The organism is Alteromonas sp. HB246098, from assembly GCF_054890645.1.
In genome coordinates, this window is record NZ_JBTZUG010000005.1 from 213,857 (window position 1) to 235,981 (window position 22,125).

Below are 22,125 nucleotides of genomic sequence, written 5' to 3' on the forward strand. Positions count from 1 at the left end.
TAAGCATGAATACCACTGATATTAGTAAATTGCGTAACATCGCAATCATCGCCCACGTTGACCACGGTAAAACCACCCTGGTAGACAAACTGTTACAGCAGTCTGGCACCCTTGAATCTCGAGGCGAGCAAGAAGAGCGCGTAATGGACTCGAACGACATCGAGAAAGAACGTGGCATTACCATCCTAGCTAAAAACACAGCGATTAACTGGAATGACTACCGTATCAACATCGTAGATACTCCAGGACACGCTGACTTCGGTGGTGAAGTAGAACGTGTAATGTCAATGGCCGACTCTGTACTTCTACTTGTAGATGCACAGGAAGGTCCAATGCCACAAACGCGTTTCGTAACGCAAAAAGCATTTGCCCAAGGCCTTAAGCCAATTGTTGTTATCAATAAAATCGACAAGCCTGGCGCACGCCCTGATTGGGTAATGGATCAAGTATTCGACCTTTTCGATAACCTAGGCGCAACTGACGAGCAGCTTGATTTCCAAGTTGTTTACGCTTCTGCACTAAATGGCTGGGCATCACACGATGCAGACGAGCCTCAAGAAGACATGAATGCACTATTTGAAACTATCGTTGAGCAAGTTTCTGCACCTGATGCAGACGTAGACGGTCCTTTCCAAATGCAGATTTCTCAGCTTGATTACAACTCATACGTGGGCGTAATTGGTGTAGGTCGTGTTAAGCGCGGTTCAGTTAAGCCAAACCAACAAGTGACAGTTGTTACTGCTGATGGCGAAAAGCGTAACGGTAAAGTTGGTCTGGTTTACGGCTATCTTGGACTTGCACGTCACGAAGTTGAATCTGCACATGCCGGCGACATCATTGCTATCACAGGTCTTGGCGAACTTAAGATCTCTGACACCATTTGTGACCAAAATACAGTTGAAGCGCTTCCTCCACTTACGGTTGATGAGCCTACTGTTACTATGACTTTCCAAGTAAACACGTCTCCGTTTGCGGGTAAAGAAGGTAAATATGTAACGTCACGTAACATCCTAGAGCGTCTTAACGACGAACTAGTGCACAACGTTGCGCTTCGCGTTGAAGAAACTCAAGACCCTGATAAGTTCCGCGTATCAGGTCGTGGTGAACTTCACCTAGGTATTCTTATTGAAAACATGCGTCGTGAAGGGTACGAGCTTGCTGTATCTCGTCCAGAGGTAATTCTTAAAGAAGTTGATGGCGAAACACAAGAACCTTACGAAACACTAACAATTGACTGTGAAGAAGAGCACCAAGGCTCAATCATGGAACAGCTTGGTCTTCGTAAAGCCGAAATGACCGATATGTCTCCAGATGGCAAAGGTCGCGTACGTATCGACTTCATTATTCCAAGCCGTGGCCTAATTGGTTTCCAAACAGACTTTATGACAATGACATCTGGTTCTGGTTTGCTTTACCACACGTTCGATCACTACGGTCCGTACAAGGGCGGTATTATCGGTAAGCGTAAAAACGGTGTACTTATCGCAAACGCAAACGGTAAAGCATTGACTAACGCCCTGTTTAACCTGCAAGAGCGTGGTCGCCTATTTATCGGTCACGGTGTTGAAGTTTACGAAGGTATGGTTATTGGTATTCACAGCCGTGACAATGACCTAACTGTAAACGCACTTAAAGGTAAGCAGCTTACAAACGTTCGTGCCTCTGGTACTGACGAAGCGCAAACCCTAGTTCCACCAATCAAGATGTCACTTGAGCAAGCGCTTGAGTTCATCGATGACGACGAACTAGTAGAAGTAACACCTGAGTCTATCCGTATTCGTAAGAAGCTTCTTACAGAAAACGAACGTAAGCGTGCATCACGCGCACCTAAGTCTTAATATCCTTTAAGACTACATCGATTTTAAAAATGCCAGCTTTTGCTGGCATTTTTTATTTAGTGATTGAACTTTGTTAACCTAATAGTTGCCGCCAGCCTTCCCTATTTTTTGTAGGTTTAAAGTTTTCCTTTCGAACTCTCCAACTTAGTTATTTAACTGTAATGGTTAAACACCCAAAAGCTTAAATATCGACCAAAGGTTAGTGGTCAAACATACTTATAACTTCTATGCTTAAGAAAGAAAAAGTTTACGCATTAACACGTAAGCTAAGTCGCTGTAATATAAACGACTAATGACCTAACTAAAGGGGAAGGGTAGTGTTTTCTGTAGCCGTTGTTGAAGATGATCCTATTACGCTAGACCTTATTACTGATGCGTTAGAGACGCAGTTAGACGCCACTGTTTTTCCATTTACGCGTAGTAAATTTGCGAGAGACTTCTTGCTACAACAAACTTCCGACACCATAAGCTTGATCATAAGTGACCAAGTAATGCCGGATTACGACGGGCTTAGCCTTTTAAAAACTTGTCAGTCATCTGGTTTAAACGTCCCTTTTTTGCTTATTACTGCCGACCCTAACAAAGAGCTCGTTATTGAAGCACGTAAGCTACAAGTATCAGGCTTTTTAGCTAAACCTCTGAATATGGAAGAGCTGGTTCAAAAGTCGAAAGAAGCAGTCACACAAGCAAGTTAGCCTTAAAGCTTGTCTTACATGTTACGGTTTTATTGACGCCACTTGGTAACGGACACCTGATAACGAAAGTAAGCAGGCTTTCACCGCAACAAGGTATAAAATGGAAAAGTCCATTTTGCCACAGCTTGTTTAACGCCTTAACTTTCCCTCTATAAAAGTACATTTCGATATAGCAAATCTGAGTTAATTCATCTTAAGCCCCTAGTTTATGAGGCGCTAAAATTCTACACTGATGCTATAAGTTTTTGAGCAACAGGATGTAATGTGAGCGCCTTATTCGATAATACCCCTTCTAGAAAAGATACGTTTTCGTTCAAATGGCAAAAGTACAAAGGAAAAGACATCATTCCAGCTTGGGTGGCTGATACCGAGTTTCGTTGTGCTCAGCCAATTTTAGATGCCATCTCTGGTCAAGTTGAACATGGAAATATGGGGTATATACTGCCTGCCCATCATAACGGTGCTATTCAGGCTGTAGTGCGATGGCTTAAAGATAAGCACAATTGGGAAATCCAGCCCGAGTGGTTAGTGTGGACACCAGGCGTTGTACCTGCGTTCAACGTAGCATGTAAAGCGTATTGTGAACCCGGCGATAAAGTGCTTATTCAAACGCCAAATTATCCGCCACTGCTGGCAGCACCAAAGCTTAACGGCCTAGAGCGAGTAGATATAGGTACTGTTGTTGAAAGCGCGAACGGTGAACGTTTAGATAGTATCAGTGAAGTCGATGGAGCGCGCTATACACTGGACTTTGACGCGTTAGAAAAAGAAGCTGCGGATCCTAAGTGCAAGCTGTTTATTCTTTGTAACCCAATGAACCCTGTAGGTTCGGTACTTTCTAAAGCGGAGCTGGACCGTATTGCTGAAATTTGTAATGCGAACAATGTTAAGCTTTGCTCTGATGAAATACACTGTGACCTTATTTTAGAAGACGGGAAGCAGCATATCCCAGCAGGTCGCGAGGCTAATCTTGCTGAAAATAGCGTAACGCTTATGGCTGCCAGCAAAACATTTAATATTGCGGGTTTAGGTACGTCTTTTGCCATTATTCCTAATCGCCAACTACGTCAGGCGTTTACTAATGCCGCAGCAGGCATAGTGCCGTGGGTAACCGTACTAGGCTTAGCGGCAACAGAAGCTGCATTCACTCAGTGTGACGATTGGCATCAGCAGCAGCTTAGCTACTTACGTGAAAACAGAGACATGGTGTTTAACACCATCAACAGTATTGACGGGCTTAAAATGCTAAAAGCCGATGCAACGTTTCTAGCATGGGTAGATGCCAGTGGACTAGGCGTAGAAAACGTTCAACAGTGGGCGGAAGAGAAGGGCGTTGGTCCATCTCCGGGTATTGATTTCCACAAAGCAGATCATTTCAGAATCAACTTTGGCTGCAGCAAATCTATGCTTCAAGACATACTTCAACGCCTCGCCAGCTAAAAAACTGTGGGGTCAGAGTACTTTTTGTAACTACGCTCTCTATCAAAAAGGGCCAAAGTATTACTTTGGCCCTTTTCATATAGTTTGTTAGTTACGTAATTTCTCTGCTATCTGCGAGTGCACACCACAACGGCATACAAAGGGAGCAAATTACTCTGCCATCATTTTTAACGCTAGCTAAACACACCGATAAGTTTGTATAAGCCCAAACCAATCACTGTGCCTACTACCACAAAGCCTGCTAGGTTACTTTTCCACGTATTTCTAAACTCACCCAGCGCTGTGCTTTTGTTCATAACGACCAGCAAAAATATCGCTATAATAGGTAGCAGTAGGGCATTAGTTGCCTGCGCAAATAAAATAGCAGGTAGGGGCTTAAAGCCAAGTGCTGCAACACTTACACCTACAACAATGATAATGAACCAAACAGCTTTAAAGCTTTTACTTTGCATATCATCAGATAGTCCAAGCGCGCCGGTTACAGCATAAGCGGCGGCTAGGGGGGCGGTAATGGCACTGGTCAAACCGGCTGCGAACAACCCTAATGCAAAGAACCACTGCGCCTTGTCACCTAAAACCGGTTTTAGCTGCTCGCCCATATTAGACGCGTCCATGGTGGCTGCTTGGTTGAAAAACGCCATCATAGCTGTGGCCATAACAATTAGCGTAATAAGCCCTCCCATACTGATTGCTCTAGCCGACTGGTTTCGACAGGCTATTACAGCGTTTTGTTTATCCTGTCCTTTTGATGACTTCGCAACAAGGCTGGCGTGGAGGAATAGGTTGTATGGCACTATGGTTGTGCCAATAAGGGCTAGCACGGTGGTAATGGCATCGGCATCTAATCGCGGTGACATTAATTGGCTAAACATTGCGGTAATATCAGGTTTGGCTACTAGCAGCGTCACTAAAAATACCCCCGCCATGATAAATACAAGATACACCAATACTGTTTCTATCCACTTGTAGCTACCTGACCATAGCAACACGATTGCGATAGTGCCTAATATGCTGGCCCACGGACCAATGCCTATATTGATAAACGCGTCTAGACCGATTGCTGCCCCGGTTAGGTTGCCCGACTCATAGGCTGCGTTACCAATGCCAATAGCGCTAACAATGAGTACAATGAAGGCGTTTTTAAGCCATGGCTTATACGCCATGTTTTTCATTGCGCTTGCCAAGCCTTGGCCACTTGCTACACCAAGACGTGCCGCCATGTCTTGCAATACTATGGTTGCAAATATGGAAAAAAGTAGCGCCCATACTAAATGAAAACCAAAGTTTGCACCCGCCAAGCTTGCTGTAGTTACTGTTCCAGGGCCAATGAAGGCGGCCGCGATGATATATCCTGATTTATCTTTTGCCATTGCAACGACTCTTAGTTAAGTTTTGCTATCATGACAATAGGTGGGCGAGCACGCAACAGTACCGCTAAACCAATACAGTAACAGATTGGTTTTAAACCTATTGTCGCGTACCCAATGCAAAGGACCTATTTTTCTGTGTGCCCAACCCCAACTATGTGGGTGAGGTATAAGGCTAGAAAACACGCCCTCTGCAAAGTGGCCGCGCAGACTACCGTTTCGAGAAAGAGAACGCAAATTAAAAAAGGAAGGTAATGATGAAAGACGGGTTTCCAGTACACATCATCAGCGATATCGTTTCGCATCCCAATTTCAAAAATGTACTTCCGAATGCTTATCAGGTTGATGGGATGATCTTTGCGGTTGCCGCCGCACCAGAAATCCCCATGCCCGAGCAGTGGATGCCTTGGCTCATTCAATCTAGTGACAGCAAGTTAGTAGATAAAGATGTCGATAAGCTTGCAGATACCTTGATGAACGGCTTGCGCGCCCATTTAGATTTAATGCGCCAGAGTAAATCACCTTTATCTAGTGAACTCACCGAAGCGATAGAAGTGAAAGGAGTGATGAGGCCTTCAAAGGAATTAGAAAGCTGGTTGAACGGGCTTTTACAAGTACATAAGCAATTAGAGCCAGTATGGCAAAATGCTTGGAACCATCTTGATAAGCGCTCTGCTCAAAATACAAATGATGACGAGGAGCATTTAGAAGAGGATAAACTACCTAAACCTGCGGAGGCGAGGTTGTCCCGTTGTTTAAAGCTTTTTTCAACGCTTGCCAACATAGAATTGGCTTTGTCCTACAGAAACGAAACGCAAATTGCCCAGCTGGAAAGTAATATCCGCATGCTTGTTAAGCAGTTGCCATCTGTACTCGCAGATTACACAAAGTTATCCGGAGAGTTGGCGCAGGCATTACCCAATCAATTCGAAACCTTTAGCAAAGTTACTTAGGACTTTATTCAATCGACTTCACTGTATTTGGTTAACGCTGCCGTTGCTGCTGGTGACGTTGGTTTAACGTATGTTTAAGCGATGCCGTGTAGCTATCTAGCTCAAGCTTCGCTTTTTCATATTGCTCGTTTAATAGTGTTGAGGCAGGCTCTCTCATTAGCGCCTTAAACGCAATATCCGTCTGCTTTAGTAGGTATTTGAGGTGTTGATTACTGTCATCCATGGTAAACATTCCGATAAAAACAATTCAATAAACCCTATACATGGTGAGTTTCGGGCGGCTATGTGTGATGTTTACAACACGCTCTACATTAAGTTTTAAAAACTTTTTACATCACACTGTAGTACTGATTCCTTGAGTACTGACTTTCTTACTGTCTATAAATGCCAACGCGTGTAGTTAAACCTAAAAGGGTTTAACTACAGCTAAGCATACAATTGCGAGAATAATTAACACTGGGGCTTCATTCAAAAAGCGATAGAAGCGGGGAGTGTGCCTATTTTCATCTCGTGCGAACTGCTTCATCAACTTAAACAAATAGAAGTGGTAGCCATAAATAGCAAGCAGCAACAATAATTTTATATGGAGCCACCCGGACATTTTAAACCAGGTGCCACCATAGCTGACAATAAGCGCAACGCCGAATGCCAGAGTTAATAAGGCGAATGGAGTAACGAAGAGCCACAATCGGCGCTCCATGACTTTAAATTCATCTTTAACTATTTGAGACTTAGTCGTGGCGTGATAAACGAAAAGTCGTGGTAAATAGAAAAGTCCTGCCATCCATGCCAGCATGAAAAAGATGTGCAGTGCTTTAAACCATAAAATGTACATATTAATAATGTGCCTTTTGTAAGAAGCTTTGCAAGATATTCCAGGTTACTACGCCAATAATATCGTTAAGCTCCTGATCGTAAATATAAACTGCGCCAGAGCGCGAATTTTTAAGATGTTCGTATACTTCGTGCAGCGTAGACTGGGCGCTAATGCCTTCCATTTCATAATAGTTTAACGCGGATGCATCGTGTTCCAAACTTACATTGTATTGGACCAGTTTATACTGCACATCTATTTCAAATTTTGATTTCTGAATGACAATTTTTGTCGGATCGCCTTCTAAATAGTTGATTAGCGCTTGTTCTGGGGCATCGTGAAAAAGCTTATAATCTGTATTCATTGCCGCTAGCACACCTGTCTTTTCAAGGGCCTCTCGGATAGATGAAATAGCGTATGGAAGATTTTGATAGTCAAGCTGGCGTATAAAAATAGAGCGGTTGCCGAAAAACTGGGTGGAAGTTACGTAAGCAGGCACTATCACCAGCATGGCTGGCAGAATAATTTGAGGGCTATAAGAGAGCTCCATAACCGCAGAAAGTGCAGCGAGAGGCGCGTGTAACACCGCCGTCAGCATTCCCGCAATACCTAGCAATGCAAAGCTGTTAGTGAATTCAGGCACGTTGATAAAGTAGGATAGCGGCAATAAAAGCACGGCTCCGGCGAGCATACCAATAACCATTACTGGGCCTATGATCCCCCCAGGGATACCAAGGCCAATAGCGAATACCGCTAAGATAACCTTAAATACAAGGGTAGATACCAACAATAGCGCGCCAGGGGAGCTATCGAATAAGTGCTCAACGTCGATAAAATTCGCCCCAAGTGCCTCAGGTATAAACATACCTATGATACCTGTAATTAGCGCTGCAAGTATTAAGCGCCACACCATAGAAACCGGTCTAAACCAAGTCATAACACGCATAAGCTGGCTATTAAAAAGCACGGCCAACATACCCAGTAAAATGCCTAATAGCACGAGATAGAAATACATCCATTGGCTAAACGCATTAAACGATAAGAAGGAAAGTTCATTGACCTCTCCAAATACAATACGGGTAAGCACAGAGCCACAGGCTGCGGCCAGCATGATAGGTACAAATATGTGAATTTTGTATTCTCGAAGCACGACTTCCATTACAAAGATAACGGCAGCGAAGGGAGTATTAAACGATGCAGAGATGCCTGCCGCAATGCCACAGCCAGCAAGAATTCGAATACTGTTATAGGGTAAACGAAGCCATTGCCCGAGAAGACTACTGCCTGATGCCCCCATATGGACAGAAGGGCCTTCTCGCCCTACGACAAAACCGCCCGCTAATGCCAGCATACCGCCAAAAAATTGGTTTATGGTTGTTCTGAAAGGCACGTAACCATAATAGTATTTTACCCGGTGAATAACGAAAGGAATGCCCAAGCGGTAGTGTTTGAAGCCGGTGAGAAAAGCAATGAATAGTATTAAGCCAACACTAATAAGCGGCATAATTAGCCACACTAACCAGTCGTAAGCAAGAACTGACTTAAGCGACGATATCCCTGTTTCTTGAAGCCATTCAACGCATAGCCGAAACAGTATAATAATAAGCGCCGCGCAGGTTCCCCCTACAATGCCCAGCATGCACAACTGAATAGTAGTGCGTGGATGAGCTAACTCCTCTCTTAAAGCCTGCAAGCGCATGTTGTGGTACAGTAGATTAACGTAGCTAGCAGCTTACCATAAACACTTAAAATTCATAATATTTAGAACGCGTTAGCGTTTTGTAGTTTTTTAATGAAGAAATTATGACAACAGACCAATTAAAAGAATTATTAGGCAACTATAAATGGACCTTGATGGTAGCGTTCATCATGTTCGTCATGATTGGATTCGGTTACAAGCTAGCGCGAATTGTTGACGAAGGCGACAGCAAGAAAGTGCAGGCTCAAAAAGAAACTATTGCTATTTTGTCTGAAGAAAATAACGCGCTAACGACGAAAGTAAATCAGCTTGAAGTAGCCGTAGAGCTCGCCACATTAGAGTCTGAAAATATCGCAAAAACGTTGAGCGGTCAGAAGAAAGAACTAGAAGCACAACAAGAGCTGTTAAGCTTTTATGAGCGTGTTATGGCGCCCGAGAAAACCGATGACGGCTTTGCTATTGAAGGGGTAGAGGTCTTTAAATTAAGTGATTCATCATATCAACTCAGATTAGTTTTACTGCAATCTAAACAAAGAAAGGCAGTGATAAATGGCAACTTAGACATTGCTATTGTGGGCAAAAGAAATGGAAAGCCTGTTAGGTTAGAATCCGGCAAATCAAGCTTACTTGATGAAGACGTTAAGTATCGCTTTCGTTTTTTCCAAGCGGTTAACGTAACGCTTACTATCGAAGAGGATATAGACGTAGAGTCTATTGTTTTCACTACTCGGGTTTATCAGTATAAAACTCGCAAAGGAAACTATGAGGTAAGCGTGCCGTGGAGTGAAGCGCTTTCAGTTGACCTAGAGTAAGCCCCTGAAAACTATGGTTTAGCCACGCCCGTGGTTTTGGTGTGTAAAACCTTAATAGTTTTTAGGATTATGGTCTTGTTATTTCATTCAAAGAGATACCAGTAGCCATAGCCTACAAGAAAAGCTGGAATGGCAGAGTACACCGTAGCGATAAGGGCTGCCTTTGGCGAAAGCGCGATAGCGGGAAACAAGGCGTCGCCATCGTTACTAATCGCGTTGCCTAATTGAGCTGAAAAAGGAACAGCGCCATTTAAATACAAACTGGTGACCAATATTTGAGGGCCGCAGCCGGGTAAAAAACCTATAACAATAGCCAAGCCGACCAAGCCAGGTCCCATAGCTTCAAGCATTCCAGCTATGTCTAGTCCAAACCAGGCAACAGAAAGCTCGAAAATCAAAAATGCGAGTATCACCCATGCCAATACAAATTGCGTATCTAACGCGGCTTTTTCCTGCCATTTAGGAGGGGGCGGAATGACGTCTTCTTTGGTGACTGAGGCGTATCCGCTTCCCGAGCCACACAGTGACCAAAGCACCAAACTTGCTATACACAGACAGGCGCCAATTAGTGTTAGTGTATCCTCACTAATAGCTAAGTAACTGTGAACGGGGAGTTGAAACGCCAGAGCCAAGGCAATTGCTAGCGACGGTAAGCTCATAGTCATCCAGAATACTTTAGATAGTGACGCGGCTTGATGGCTTAGTGCTTTTGGTTTATCGGTGTTCTGGAGCTCTTCATTCGAATCAACCGTTTCAGGTGCTCGATAATTATGGAATTTATTAACCACTAATCCCGTCGCGGCACCTACAGTCACACTAACCGCCATAACGGTTAACGCATCTAATGGCGCCTGAGCTAGCAACAAAAAGGCGGCATCGCCCATGGTGCTGGTTAATACCGCTACCACCGCGCCAAAGCTGGTAACACCTCGTGTGTACTGGGTCACTACAATAATTGCACCACCGCAGCCGGGTAAAGCACCAAGCAGTGCCGAAAGGCCTACCTCGTGGACGGGGTGCGTTTTCATGTAGTTGCCAATAGCATCAGCTGAGACCCGCAATGTGGCCAAGTAATAAAGTGCGAGCGATGCATAAACAAATGCTGCTACTTGGAAGTATGCGTCTGATAAAACTGAAAGCGTCACAAAGCGGGTACTGTCATAAGCGAGTAGAGTGATAACTAAAAGCGGCATAAGCAGCCGCTTGTTAGCTAGCAGCGGGTAAAGAGTGCTCTGAATTAAACCTTGAGTAAAACTACCAAGAAGCCGCGGTCGATACTTATCGCGCTCCAACGCTTTTGCACTTTTCGATGTGTGGGACGCTGTACTCATTACAACTTCACTCTCAGATTACTGAACACTTATTTGGAGGCGCACAATTAAAAGTGCGCCTTTCGTTTGCCTATCGGCAAATTGCATATGCTTAACTAGAAAGGGTAACCGTACCTTGCATAACTCCGATATGACCGGGGAATGAGCAGAAGAACATGTATTCTTCGTCTTTACTTAGACCTTCAACAGAAAACGTAGTAGAAGTTTGTTCGCCACCACCAATTATCTCTGTAGCGCCAATAACACGCTCATCACCAGGCTTAATGTAGTCATTATCGAGTCCAGCACTCATGCCGTCTGTTGCTACCGCTTGCCCATTAGCCTTGGTGGTCATTACCCAGTTATGACCCATAGATTGCTTAGGTAGTTGACCAGTATGCTTTAGCGTTACGGTAAATTCGCTGCAGCTTGCAGGAATCGTTACGTTTTTTGTATTGAACTGCATCGCGTCATTTGATTCCACAGTCGTTTCACATTCGTTAGCAAATGCACTGGAAGCTAAAAGAAAAAGGGCTGTGCCGCCAAGTAGTTTCTTGATCATAAATAATATCCTTTGAATAAAGATTAACCGCACCTTTCGGTGGAATTAGAAGATTCCATTTTCAATACGAAAAAGCATAACACTGGATCAGCCTGAATGCTAATAATTATCATTTGAGTTTTTGTGGTGAGTTTGCTATCAATAGTTCTCGCCTATTCACTGCGTTATTTTTTGATGCTCTCTTGATAAACGATAAAAGCTAATGTCATCGATACGAAATGCACGTAAACAAATTCGTTTTGGACACAACGGTGGTGAACTGGATGTATTGGCCAACTATTTAGATAGTGTGACCTGCATCGCTAATTTACTACCACAAAAAAGCGACAAGTTTGCGATTTATAAAAATGCAGTTGAATTGCTGTATGAAGTCATTTGCGACCCGCTAGTTAGTAAGCAGTGGCGTTATGCCTGTTTAGACCACTTATACAAGCCTTTACTTACCGCTGAGCGCTACGCCTGTACCGAGAGTGATCGAATTACGCTTGCAAGATTAAAAATAGATATGCATGTGCTAGTCCCACATTTTTTATGAGCGGCTAACGAGGGAGATACCTACTGAGTACTCTTAGTTTGCACTTAGTAGCCCGAGTAGACCTTTGATGACAGCGTGATAAACACGCCAAAAATTCAGTTACATCAACACAAGGATACGAGTTATGACAGCAACACGCACTGAACGCGACAGCATGGGTGAGTTACAAGTGCCTGAAGATGCACTTTACGGCGCACAAACTCAACGTGCTATTCAAAACTTTCCGGTCAGTGGGCAGCGCATGCCTGAAGCTTTTATACACGCGTTGCTCACTGTAAAAAAAGCCGCAGCGCAAGCAAATATGAAGCTGAAAGCACTAGATAGCGATCGCGGTTTGGCGATAGTAAAAGCCTGCGATGAACTGTTAGCCCTTGACGATGTTATGCAGCACTTTCCGGTAGATGTCTTTCAGACGGGGTCCGGTACCAGCACAAACATGAATGCCAACGAAGTAGTAGCCCGTTTGGCATGTCGTTATTCAAGTGAAGAGGTTCACCCGAACGATCATGTAAATTATGGGCAAAGTTCAAATGATGTAATACCAACAACCATTCACGTAAGCGCGGCTATTGCCTTATCAAATGAGCTAGTGCCTGCTGTGGAAGGTCTGGTTAGTATTATTGAATCAAAAGCAAAGTCTGTCGCGCAATATTGTAAAACGGGGCGCACTCACCTTATGGATGCGATGCCAGTAAGAATGGATCAAAGCCTACTAGCTTGGGCATCTCAGCTTAAGCAGCAGTTAAAAAATCTTCGTGCTGTGCAACCTGCTATCCAAACCCTTGCTCAGGGGGGCACGGCAGTGGGTACGGGTGTAAACGCCCATGCTGACTTTGCAACAACATTTTCAGATACGCTAGGAGAGTTCACTGATATCGCGTTTAAACCAGCAGATAATTTCTTTGCGCTCATTGGCTCGCAAGACACCGCGGTAACGCTTTCAGGTGCGACGAAAAGCTTGGCAGTAACCTTAATGAAAATTGCCAATGACCTGCGCTGGATGAATTCCGGCCCGCTAGCTGGTTTGGGCGAAATAGCTTTGCCAGCATTACAGCCCGGCTCATCGATAATGCCGGGCAAGGTTAACCCAGTTATTCCTGAAGCGGTGGCAATGGCGTCAGCACAGGTAATAGGCAACGACGCGGCAATTACCGTAGGCGGGCAGTCTGGAAACTTCGAGCTCAACGTCATGCTGCCTATGATTGCCAGTAATTTGTTATCAAGCTTGTCGCTAATGACCAACAGTGCGACGCTTATCGGCGAACAGGCAATTGAAGGATTCACGGTCAACCAAGATAACATTGAAGCGCCTCTTTACAGAAACCCTGTCCTCGTTACCGCGCTCAACCCTGTCATTGGCTATGCAAAAGCTGCGGAAATTGCCAAAGCAGCTTATAAGGAGAATAAGCCTGTTATCGATGTGGCTGAAGCAATGACAGATATCCCTAGGGACGAGCTGGAAGCCTTACTAGATCCTAGAGATCTCACTTAGCTGTAAAGGGCTTACCCAAGGCCTAAACTATTTGTTAGAAACAGATGTGGACTGAAAAAAGTGCGACTTACCATCGCACTTTTTTTGTGGTTTGGCTCGAAGGATGTTGAGTAAAAAAATCGCAGAGCAGCTGCTTGCCTAAAAACTATGCGATGGTTGGCACGTTCCTAGCTAATAGCTTAGGTAAAACCTGTTTTAAGCGGTATACAGTTGCTGTATGTGAACAGGAATTTTGGTACAGTGATGATATAAATTATTTGTATAGCTGCGTAAGACAGCGACAGACATTAGCGCTAATAGGTTTTACTTATTTTGATGGCGAATTGCTAGGAAAAAAGTAACGCCTTTTCGGGATGAAAAAATGACAGAAACTTGCTTTCGCATGAAGGGCACTACGCTCACCAGTATTGTGTTAGAAGTAATAGATTTTGAGCCAGATAACTTCGAAACTCAGTTATCTAAGAAAGTTGCGAGCGCGCCGCAGTTCTTTACCCGTTCCTCACTGATTTTGCATTTGATAAAGCCTTTGTCTGCTACCGAGTTCGAACTGCTAGTGGCTCTTTGCCGTCGTTTGCAATTGCAGCCTATGGCGGTGAAAGGTGAAGTGGCAGAGCTGAAAGCAACCATTAATGATTTGGGATTAGCTGATGTAAGCCAAAGTAAATTTACAGATAGCGCACTTCGTTCACAAAAAGAGAGCGCTAATAACGGCACTGAAAGCGGCAGCAACAAAACCCATAGCAACGAGCGCGCGTCGCAAGCACAGAAGCAAGCACCTGCAGAGCCTCCTAAAAGCGAGCCTGCTCCTGCAGTAGCTCCAGCACTTAAGCCAGCTAAAGTCATAAATCGTCCTGTACGTTCTGGCCAGCAAGTTTATGCTGAAGGCAGTGACTTAGTAGTAACTGCGTCGGTCAGCGAAGGTGCTGAGCTTTTGGCTGATGGCAACATTCATGTTTACGGTACGTTGCGCGGACGCGCGTTAGCTGGCGTTAAAGGCAACACGGGGGCTCGTGTATTTTGTCAGTCATTAGACGCAGAACTCATTTCAATTGCTGGGCAATTCATTATGCACGACACCGTAAAGGGTGAGTGCTGGAAGAAGCCTGCACAAGTGTATTTAGAAGAAGAAACATTACGTATAGAGCCGTTAGCTTAATGCTTTGTACGCACTAATAGGAAAGAATAGATGGCAAAGATTATCGTAGTAACCTCAGGAAAAGGTGGTGTAGGTAAAACTACATCGAGTGCAGCAATAAGTACGGGGCTTGCGTTAGCAGGTAATAAAACGGTAGTGATAGACTTCGATGTAGGCTTGCGAAACCTCGACCTTATTATGGGTTGTGAGCGCCGCGTTGTTTACGATTTTGTTAACGTTATCAACAAAGAAGCGTCACTAAAACAAGCGCTAATTAAAGATAAGAGAACGGAAAATCTTTTCATTCTTCCCGCTTCTCAAACTCGCGATAAAGATGCACTCACTGTAGAGGGTGTGCAAGCCGTATTAGACGAGCTTAAGAAAGACTTCGAGTACATCATTTGTGATTCGCCAGCAGGTATCGAACAAGGTGCTCAAATGGCGCTTTATTTTGCTGATGAAGCCATTGTAGTAACCAATCCGGAAGTATCGTCGGTACGTGACTCAGATCGTATTTTAGGTATTTTACAAAGCAAATCGATGCGCGCAGAAAAAGGCGAACCGGTTAAAGAGCATCTGCTTCTTACTCGCTACAACCCAATGCGTGTAGAAAGTGCGGAAATGTTGAGTGTTGCCGATGTGGAAGAAATTTTGGCGATTCCACTATTGGGCGTTATTCCAGAATCTGAAGCAGTGCTTAAAGCATCTAACCAAGGTCAGCCGGTTATTCTTGACGAAGAAGCTAATGCAGGACAAGCTTATGCTGACGCTGTAAAACGTCTGCTAGGCGAAACTGTTCCTCATCGTTTCCTAGAGGCAGAGAAGAAAGGGTTCTTTAAGCGTCTGCTAGGAGGGAAGTAATGGGAATTTTCGACCTGCTCAAAAAGAAGCAAAAGCCGAGCACTGCGGCAGTAGCCAAAGAGCGGTTACAGATTATTGTTGCGCATGAGCGTAAGAAACGGACAGAGCCCGATTACTTGCCAATGATGCAGCAGGAAATTATTCAGGTAATTCGCAAATACGTTTCTATCGCGGATGATCAGGTTTCAGTTCAGCTTGATAATAATGACGAATGCAGCGTACTAGAGCTAAACGTAACGCTTCCGGAAAACTAGTTGGTAATTGCTGATAAAAAATAGTGACACATTATTCTTTATCAGTGCTTCTTAGTTTTTCCTCATTCACGTCTAGCTGTTTTGAAGCCATAGCGATGAGCTTCTCATCTAAAGGGGGAGGGGTAATATCTACCCCTTCACTTAATGCTTGAACGAGGGTTTCGAGTACGTCAACTCTCGCCTGCCATTTATACTCTCCATTTATAATATGCCATGGAGCGTAATCAGTATGAGTCTTCTCGAACATATCGTTAATAGCTTCAACGTAATGTTCGCGCATGCGACGATTGTGTAAATCTTCTTCAGTGAGTTTCCAACGCTTAAAAGGGTTGTGTAAGCGCTCTTCAAATCTTTCGCGCTGCTCGTCTGCGGAGATATGCATAAACAACTTTATGATGCGAACGCCATTATCGCTAAGCGTTTTTTCAAATTCGTTTATCTCTTGATAACTACGCTGCCAGTCATTGGCGGGAGTTAGCCCGTCAACCCGCTCAACCAGCACTCGTCCATAGTGGGAACGGTCAAAAATTGTGAGCTTACCAGGTGAAGGGATCTGTTTCCAAAAGCGATAAAGAAAGTGTTTTTCACGTTCTTCTTGTGTCGGCGCAGATACCGGAAACACGTTCACGGAGCGAGGATCTAATTTTTCTGTGATACGTCGTATGGCTCCACCTTTGCCTGATGCATCCCAGCCTTCAAAAACGATAAGCGCGCGTTTTTTTTGGTGATAGTAGGACTGCTGAACATGAAAAAGAGATTCTTGGCATGTACTTAACTGATTTTTGTATTCTTCTTTCTCATTAAATCGAGAACGACCGAAATCATCAAACAAGGTAACGATAGTTTTTTGATGAGAAGAGCTCATATAAATAACCTATATTTCAGATAAATATCAGAATATTAACCGCGAATTATTAATTTTTAAGAAATCTCATGCAGAATTGAAAAGAGCGTCTACACTTACCTGTCAAATTACGCTAACAGGATTTAAGTATGCAGTTCAACGTTTATTCGTTGGTTCTTTTGACGGCAATTTTTCTTTTTTCTTTTAATACCCGTAGTGCCACATGGAGTGAAAACGAGCTCCATATCCAGCACGGGAAGCTCAATCAGCCTTTTGCCGAGGCGTCGGGTACTGAACTTACTACGACAATTTTTACATTCCAGCACGCCAGCGGGTGGGAGTATGGCGGAAACTTCTTTTTTGCTGACTATTCAAGCACGTCCGCCGGTGATGAACTATATGCAGAGTGGTACCCCACTTTCAGCTCTAAAGCTCTATTTAATGCTAATTACAGCGGCGTTCTAAGCGATATCAGTTTTGTCATGGGCGTAAATATGGCGCCAGAGTCAGACGTTTTAAAATATCTGCCAGGCATTCAACTTCATCTCGACGTTGAAGGCTTCCAGTTTTTGAATGTACTTGTCACCGCGTATTTAGATGATAGCGAGGGGCTCAGTGCTGGTGGAGCACCTAAAGAAGACGACAGCTGGATGGTCGATATTGCTTGGCGGTACCCCCTAAGTCTTTCTTCACAACAATTTTATATAGAAGGACATGCAGAGTACATCGATGAAAGAACGTCTGAAATACCTGGCGCTGTAGTCGAGTCGTGGGTGTTGGCGCAAATCCAAGCGCGATGGGACGCTGGTCAGGCTTTCTTCAATGTGAAGGATAGATTGTTCCTTGGAGTAGAGTATCAGTATTGGAACAACAAGCTAGGAACGCAAGAAGAAGACAGCGTTGTTCAAGCGCTGGCAGTATGGCGTTTTTAAGCCACACTTAGTGTTGATAGTTATTTAATTAATTTGGAGTAAATAAATATGCAATTAAAGCGTCTGCTTTTCATTGCGTTAATTTCCGCGCTTATTGTACCTGTGGTTATTACCACGGCCGTATTTGCAACGTCTATTTTAAGCTTTCTTACTAATAAGGTAGAGACATCAGACCTACCTACCGCCCTTGAAGAGGTTAAGAATGCTGTTGAATTAGATTTGCAGAGTACTATACTCCCAAGCCGTTCATTGGCTAACAATATGTACATAAAGCGTTGGATGCAAAATGGTGAGCCTTCAGAAGGCGTCAACGTACTTACTAGCCACCTTGCTGAAATAAAGCGAGAAAGTAATGCTATTAGCGCTTACGTTGTGTCGGGAAACTCTAATAATTACTATACCCATGAAGGTATAGATCGCCAGATCACACCTCAAGGCGACACGTGGTTTCAAACCTTTATTAATAGTAGCCAGCCTTTTGAAATAGCTATCGATATCGACAAATCGAACGGTGTTGCTTCGGCGTTTATTAATTATGCGATAAAAATTGAAGGTGAGCGCGTAGCGCTGGCAGGCGTGGGTTTATCGTTAGATGCCATGTCTAAGCTGATAGCCTCATATAAAGTTGCTGAGAGTGGCATTGTTTATCTAGTTGACGACGCCGGTAATATTGCTTTGCACCCAGATATGTCGAAGCGTGGCGAAAAATTGAATGCAAGTGCATTTGTGAACAATCCCAGTGAACTAGAAGTGTCTGGCAATGATGTAACACGTCTTGCAGTGAAACTGAATTCCTTGGATTGGTATTTGGTTACAGAAGTTCCAACAGATGAGCTTTACGGTGCCATTAACACCGCTGTTTTAACTAACATACTCATTGCTCTTGTTATCATAGCGCTAGGTTTGGTGGGAATGAGATTCTTGTCGAACAAGATATTTGCACCTATTGATACTATTACCGCCGCTGTTACTTCATTGAACGAACGAGATGGCGACCTTACAGCTCGCTTGAATATCAATGAAGATAACGAGGTGGGCGCTTTATCCGCTCAAATAGATTTATTTTTAGAGAAGCTTCACGCCATGTTCCTCCAAGTTTCGGATAGTGCAGAGCACGTTAAGGGCATAGCTGCACAAGTTTATGAACAAATAGAGCTTTCTCAAAGTTACTCTTCAAGACAAACTGACAGCACAAACTCGGTAGCCGCAGCTATTGAAGAGATGGACCTAACCGTACGTGAAATATCAAACAGTGCTCAGGGTGCATCTGAAGTAGCAAATACGACCGAAGAAAATGTCAGTGCTAGTGCTAACACGATAGACAAGGCTATGCAAAACATGAGTGAGCTTAGCGGTGTTATGACAAAGTCGGTAAACTCAGTTAACGAGCTCTCTAGCAGTATTAATTCTATTTCGTCTATTTTGGATGAGATTAGAGGCATTTCTGAGCAGACTAATCTACTTGCGTTAAATGCAGCGATTGAAGCGGCACGAGCAGGAGAGCAGGGGCGAGGCTTTGCCGTAGTAGCCGACGAGGTTAGAAACCTTGCAAGTAGAACAAACGAGTCTACGACAGAAATCAGCCAGCTTATGGATGAACTAAATAAGCGCACGTCAGACACAGTAGCGGATATTCTGCGGGGTAACGAAAGTACGCAAGCCACGTCTGAGTTCTTATCCACGTGCGTGCAGGCGCTGTCTAATATATCGGCAGAGGTGAGTAAGCTAACCGAAGCCAATACCCATGTAGCCTCAGCAACACGGGAGCAATCTGCGGCTACCGGCGAGATCAGCGAAAATATTTCCGTCATTTCGCAAACGGCAGAAGAAACCTCTCGCAGTATGGAAAGAAGCTATAGCTTGGTAAATGAGCTAGATGATGAGGCGAAAGCGCTGGATAAAACTATCAGTAGATTTACGCTTTAAGGCGGGTTAGCCACAGTCGTTGTTTATAGTGCAATGCCTACTAGATGGTTTAGATGCTGTCACGTGGCTCAATTTTTATCACATGGTTTGATTGTTATCTCTTGGCCCAATTTTTACCTCCTGGCTCAAGGCTGAGGTTGATTCGTTAAGTTTTGCCCCAATAATTGCTAACTATCCGCAAGTATTAGATAATTGCGGGCAAGCAGAAAGTGCGCTAGCACGAGATTATTGTAGAGGTGGGTATGTCTGTAGAAACGGCGTTGCCGATTGAGTTTTCAGACGCTGCAGCAGCGAAAGTGAAAGCCCTTGTTTCAGAAGAAGAAAATCCTGATTTGAAATTACGTGTATACGTAACAGGTGGTGGTTGTTCAGGCTTTCAATATGGTTTCACATTCGATGAGAAGGTGAACGAAGGCGATATGACTATTGAAAAAGACACAGTGACCATGGTTGTCGACCCAATGAGCCTACAATATCTAGTAGGTGGTATTGTTGATTACGTGGATGGCCTGGAAGGGTCACGCTTTTTAGTTCAAAACCCTAATGCCACGACTACCTGTGGCTGTGGCGCAAGCTTTAGCGTTTAAGTAACTTCGTTTAAAGACAAGCTAAACGCCGTGCGCTTTAAACGTTAAAGTCTGCATTTTTAACCATTTGCAGTTGAAGCGATAGGCATACATCGCATCATTTTGTATGCCTGTCGGTTGTTCTGCTTACAATACTTCCTTTTAATTTCAAATTCTGGCTACACTGATTTCAACAAACGACCATAGTTTAGGACAGCGTTTATGAAATTATATGGCTCTACCACGTCTCCCTATGTACGCCGCATTCGCATTGTATTAGCGTCTACAGAACACGAATTTTTAAATCTTCAAATCTTTTCAGGTGAAGATCGCGAACTGCTAGCTTCGCGCAACCCAACTTTAAAAGTACCTTGCCTTGAAGATGATGGGCAAATGATTTTCGATTCTCGGATTATCTATAATTATCTTGCCGATAAGCTTGATCATGATGGGTTAAGTTGGGAAGAAGAGAATCAGCTAACGTTAATTGACGCCGCTAACGATTCCTTTGTTCAGCTTATGCTTCTAAAGCGTTCAGATTTTGATATCAGCGAAGATAAAATGTATTACCGACTTCAAAATGAGCGGATTGAAGCAGTATTGGATGCGTTGTCAGAACAACTAGATGCGGGTGGCTTTAGTGGATGGACTTACCCGGAAATCTGTTTGTATAGCATGATCGACTGGGTGCTTTTCCGCGAATTACATAGCATGAAAGACTACCCACAATTATTAGCGTTCCATGAAAAGCACCATGACAGAATTGAAGTAACCGCAACTGACCCGCGTAGTTAGATTTAGTCAGATATCATGGCCAGGTAAATATAGGTAAATTAGGTATAAATAGGTAGTGGTGTCCTAACTAAGAATTAACACTCTATATTTAAGCCCAACCAAGTTTTCGACTTTGCTAAAGAAAGGGCTGCTATAGAAAAGGCTGCAAAAATAAGGGCTGTTAAACAATTAATAGCCCTTATCAAAATCAAACTGGTATTTAAGCGGTTCGCCTTTGATATAGTGCAGCGCATTGTCTAAAAATACATCTGCCACATCGCTTGGTTGAGATTCTGCGGCCGTGTGAGCAGTCACCGAAATATTAGGGTGCTGCCAATACGGGTGAGCGGGGTCGAGGGGCTCGCTTCGAAACACATCTAAAACCGCATGAGCTAACGCACCGCTGTTTAAAGCCTGTATAAGAGCATCATCGTCAACGGCACTACCTCGGCCAGCGTTAATGAACACACTATGAGGTTTAAGAGCGTTGAAAAAGCCGTGAGATAGTAAGTTTTGTGTCGTGGGGGTATCTGGCATTAAATTCACTACGTGGTCACATGCATTGGCAAACCCTTCAATGTCATCAGGAGTATAGACAGCATTAGCGCCTTCCACTTCATTCCCGCTTCTCGTTAGACCTACAACCTGCATACCAAAGGCGTGAGCAACTGGTATAAGTGCTTGCCCGATACTGCCAAGTCCGACTATACCCAGCGTTTGGCCATTTAAAGGTACCCGTTTTGATGCCTCCCACTTCGGCTGGACGGCTCGCTGATTTTGCTCAAATGCTTTTGTATTTCTAGCATGCGCAAGTAAGTAAGCAAAAACGTATTCCCGCATTAATTTACCGAAAATTCCTTTTAATCCAGTAAGCGTGTAGTTTGTTTTATTCGCGTTCAACAGTGGGGCATTGCCCGCCCACGTTGATTGACACCAAGTAAGCGCAGTACAGCTGTGAATGATATTAGAAGCTAGATCAGGGTCTGTGAGCATCACGCTGACGGTTTTGGTATCTACATCTTCTGATCGCGTAGTTATTTGTTTAAGCGTTATAAGTGGGCAGCCATCTGCCCCGATAAAGCTATCGTTATTTGCTATTTTTTCTCGAAGTGCGTCTGCAATATCGTTAGCTTCATTGCTTAAAATAGTAAGTTCAATCACCTTCGAACTCCTTGCTGTCATTGGCCTAACACTCCTAAAGTAAACTTTTCTTTCCTCTGCCTGAATGCATTATCGTTAAGCTTGTTGTTCTAAAAATGTGATTTAAGTTTTACATTTTTGTAAACAATGTCGGTGTTATGTATTTGCACCTGAAG

The 22,125-nt window shown here is 43.9% G+C and carries 22 protein-coding genes; 14 read left to right on the plus strand and 8 right to left on the minus strand.

The window, feature by feature from the left end:
- Window positions 1-5 precede the first annotated feature (5 nt).
- The 3 genes from typA to ACYTPF_RS12675 all read left to right on the plus strand — a co-directional run bounded on the left by typA (window position 6) and on the right by ACYTPF_RS12675 (window position 3,973).
- The gene (gene typA / locus ACYTPF_RS12665) at window positions 6-1,838 is read left to right on the plus strand and encodes a translational GTPase TypA (protein ID WP_179984410.1); all 1,833 of its coding nucleotides are present in this window, start codon (window positions 6-8) and stop codon (window positions 1,836-1,838) included.
- A 317-nt stretch (window positions 1,839-2,155) separates the two neighbouring features.
- Window positions 2,156-2,533 (plus strand): response regulator, encoded by a 378-nt coding sequence (locus ACYTPF_RS12670; RefSeq protein WP_179984409.1) that lies wholly within the window; start codon window positions 2,156-2,158, stop codon window positions 2,531-2,533.
- A 264-nt stretch (window positions 2,534-2,797) separates the two neighbouring features.
- Window positions 2,798-3,973 (plus strand): MalY/PatB family protein, encoded by a 1,176-nt coding sequence (locus ACYTPF_RS12675; RefSeq protein WP_461852461.1) that lies wholly within the window; start codon window positions 2,798-2,800, stop codon window positions 3,971-3,973.
- A 173-nt stretch (window positions 3,974-4,146) separates the two neighbouring features.
- On the opposite strand, the gene ACYTPF_RS12680 is transcribed toward ACYTPF_RS12675, so the two are convergent.
- Window positions 4,147-5,343: an Nramp family divalent metal transporter gene (locus ACYTPF_RS12680; RefSeq protein ID WP_461852462.1), complete on the minus strand. Its 1,197-nt coding sequence runs from the start codon at window positions 5,341-5,343 to the stop codon at window positions 4,147-4,149.
- A 251-nt stretch (window positions 5,344-5,594) separates the two neighbouring features.
- Here ACYTPF_RS12680 and ACYTPF_RS12685 point away from each other — a divergent pair, with 251 nt between their 5' ends.
- Window positions 5,595-6,293, plus strand: a complete 699-nt coding sequence (locus tag ACYTPF_RS12685) for a UPF0149 family protein (protein WP_461852463.1) — start codon at window positions 5,595-5,597, stop codon at window positions 6,291-6,293.
- Window positions 6,294-6,324: 31 nt separating this feature from the next.
- Here ACYTPF_RS12685 and ACYTPF_RS12690 read toward each other — a convergent pair whose 3' ends face one another.
- The 3 genes from ACYTPF_RS12690 to ACYTPF_RS12700 form a co-directional block, all read right to left on the minus strand.
- Window positions 6,325-6,516, minus strand: a complete 192-nt coding sequence (locus ACYTPF_RS12690; protein ID WP_179984405.1) for a hypothetical protein — start codon at window positions 6,514-6,516, stop codon at window positions 6,325-6,327.
- 183 nt (window positions 6,517-6,699) lie between these two features.
- Complete coding sequence (locus ACYTPF_RS12695; RefSeq protein WP_179984404.1) at window positions 6,700-7,128, minus strand: CopD family protein; 429 nt, start codon at window positions 7,126-7,128, stop codon at window positions 6,700-6,702.
- A 1-nt stretch (window position 7,129) separates the two neighbouring features.
- Window positions 7,130-8,806 (minus strand): chloride channel protein, encoded by a 1,677-nt coding sequence (locus ACYTPF_RS12700; protein WP_461852464.1) that lies wholly within the window; start codon window positions 8,804-8,806, stop codon window positions 7,130-7,132.
- A 104-nt stretch (window positions 8,807-8,910) separates the two neighbouring features.
- Here ACYTPF_RS12700 and ACYTPF_RS12705 point away from each other — a divergent pair, with 104 nt between their 5' ends.
- Window positions 8,911-9,618: a DUF6776 family protein gene (locus ACYTPF_RS12705; RefSeq protein ID WP_461852465.1), complete on the plus strand. Its 708-nt coding sequence runs from the start codon at window positions 8,911-8,913 to the stop codon at window positions 9,616-9,618.
- Between the two features lie 83 nt (window positions 9,619-9,701).
- Here ACYTPF_RS12705 and ACYTPF_RS12710 read toward each other — a convergent pair whose 3' ends face one another.
- Entirely contained in the window at window positions 9,702-10,949 is a 1,248-nt protein-coding gene (locus ACYTPF_RS12710; protein WP_461852466.1) for a putative manganese transporter, read from the minus strand.
- Window positions 10,950-11,040: 91 nt separating this feature from the next.
- The gene (gene azu / locus ACYTPF_RS12715) at window positions 11,041-11,490 is read right to left on the minus strand and encodes an azurin (protein ID WP_461852467.1); all 450 of its coding nucleotides are present in this window, start codon (window positions 11,488-11,490) and stop codon (window positions 11,041-11,043) included.
- Between the two features lie 202 nt (window positions 11,491-11,692).
- Between azu and ACYTPF_RS12720 the strand changes: the two genes are divergently transcribed.
- The 5 genes from ACYTPF_RS12720 (at window position 11,693) to minE (ending at window position 15,767) form a co-directional block, all read left to right on the plus strand.
- Entirely contained in the window at window positions 11,693-12,025 is a 333-nt protein-coding gene (locus tag ACYTPF_RS12720) for a hypothetical protein (RefSeq protein ID WP_461852468.1), read from the plus strand.
- A gap of 124 nt (window positions 12,026-12,149) precedes the next feature.
- Window positions 12,150-13,517 (plus strand): class II fumarate hydratase, encoded by a 1,368-nt coding sequence (locus tag ACYTPF_RS12725; RefSeq protein ID WP_461852469.1) that lies wholly within the window; start codon window positions 12,150-12,152, stop codon window positions 13,515-13,517.
- A gap of 361 nt (window positions 13,518-13,878) precedes the next feature.
- Complete coding sequence (gene minC / locus ACYTPF_RS12730; RefSeq protein WP_461852470.1) at window positions 13,879-14,673, plus strand: septum site-determining protein MinC; 795 nt, start codon at window positions 13,879-13,881, stop codon at window positions 14,671-14,673.
- Between the two features lie 30 nt (window positions 14,674-14,703).
- Window positions 14,704-15,513, plus strand: a complete 810-nt coding sequence (gene minD, locus ACYTPF_RS12735) for a septum site-determining protein MinD (protein ID WP_461852471.1) — start codon at window positions 14,704-14,706, stop codon at window positions 15,511-15,513.
- Entirely contained in the window at window positions 15,513-15,767 is a 255-nt protein-coding gene (gene minE, locus ACYTPF_RS12740) for a cell division topological specificity factor MinE (RefSeq protein WP_118492536.1), read from the plus strand. The genes minD and minE overlap by 1 nt, the downstream gene beginning before the upstream one ends.
- Window positions 15,768-15,798: 31 nt before the next feature.
- On the opposite strand, the gene ACYTPF_RS12745 is transcribed toward minE, so the two are convergent.
- Window positions 15,799-16,632, minus strand: coding sequence for a polyphosphate kinase 2 family protein (locus tag ACYTPF_RS12745; RefSeq protein WP_179984395.1), 834 nt, complete (start codon window positions 16,630-16,632; stop codon window positions 15,799-15,801).
- Between the two features lie 128 nt (window positions 16,633-16,760).
- On the opposite strand from ACYTPF_RS12745, the gene ACYTPF_RS12750 reads away from it, so the two are divergent.
- The 4 genes from ACYTPF_RS12750 to ACYTPF_RS12765 all read left to right on the plus strand — a co-directional run bounded on the left by ACYTPF_RS12750 (window position 16,761) and on the right by ACYTPF_RS12765 (window position 20,830).
- Window positions 16,761-17,543, plus strand: a complete 783-nt coding sequence (locus tag ACYTPF_RS12750; protein WP_179984394.1) for a hypothetical protein — start codon at window positions 16,761-16,763, stop codon at window positions 17,541-17,543.
- A gap of 48 nt (window positions 17,544-17,591) precedes the next feature.
- On the plus strand, window positions 17,592-19,469 hold the full coding sequence (locus ACYTPF_RS12755) for a methyl-accepting chemotaxis protein (RefSeq protein WP_461852472.1): 1,878 nt from the start codon (window positions 17,592-17,594) through the stop codon (window positions 19,467-19,469).
- 242 nt (window positions 19,470-19,711) lie between these two features.
- The gene (erpA, locus tag ACYTPF_RS12760; RefSeq protein ID WP_025256292.1) at window positions 19,712-20,056 is read left to right on the plus strand and encodes an iron-sulfur cluster insertion protein ErpA; all 345 of its coding nucleotides are present in this window, start codon (window positions 19,712-19,714) and stop codon (window positions 20,054-20,056) included.
- 201 nt (window positions 20,057-20,257) lie between these two features.
- The gene (locus ACYTPF_RS12765; RefSeq protein WP_179984392.1) at window positions 20,258-20,830 is read left to right on the plus strand and encodes a glutathione S-transferase family protein; all 573 of its coding nucleotides are present in this window, start codon (window positions 20,258-20,260) and stop codon (window positions 20,828-20,830) included.
- 168 nt (window positions 20,831-20,998) lie between these two features.
- Here ACYTPF_RS12765 and ACYTPF_RS12770 read toward each other — a convergent pair whose 3' ends face one another.
- Window positions 20,999-21,991 carry a D-2-hydroxyacid dehydrogenase gene (locus tag ACYTPF_RS12770; protein WP_461852473.1) on the minus strand — a complete coding sequence of 331 codons (993 nt, stop codon included), beginning with the start codon at window positions 21,989-21,991 and terminating at the stop codon, window positions 20,999-21,001.
- Window positions 21,992-22,125 lie beyond the last annotated feature (134 nt).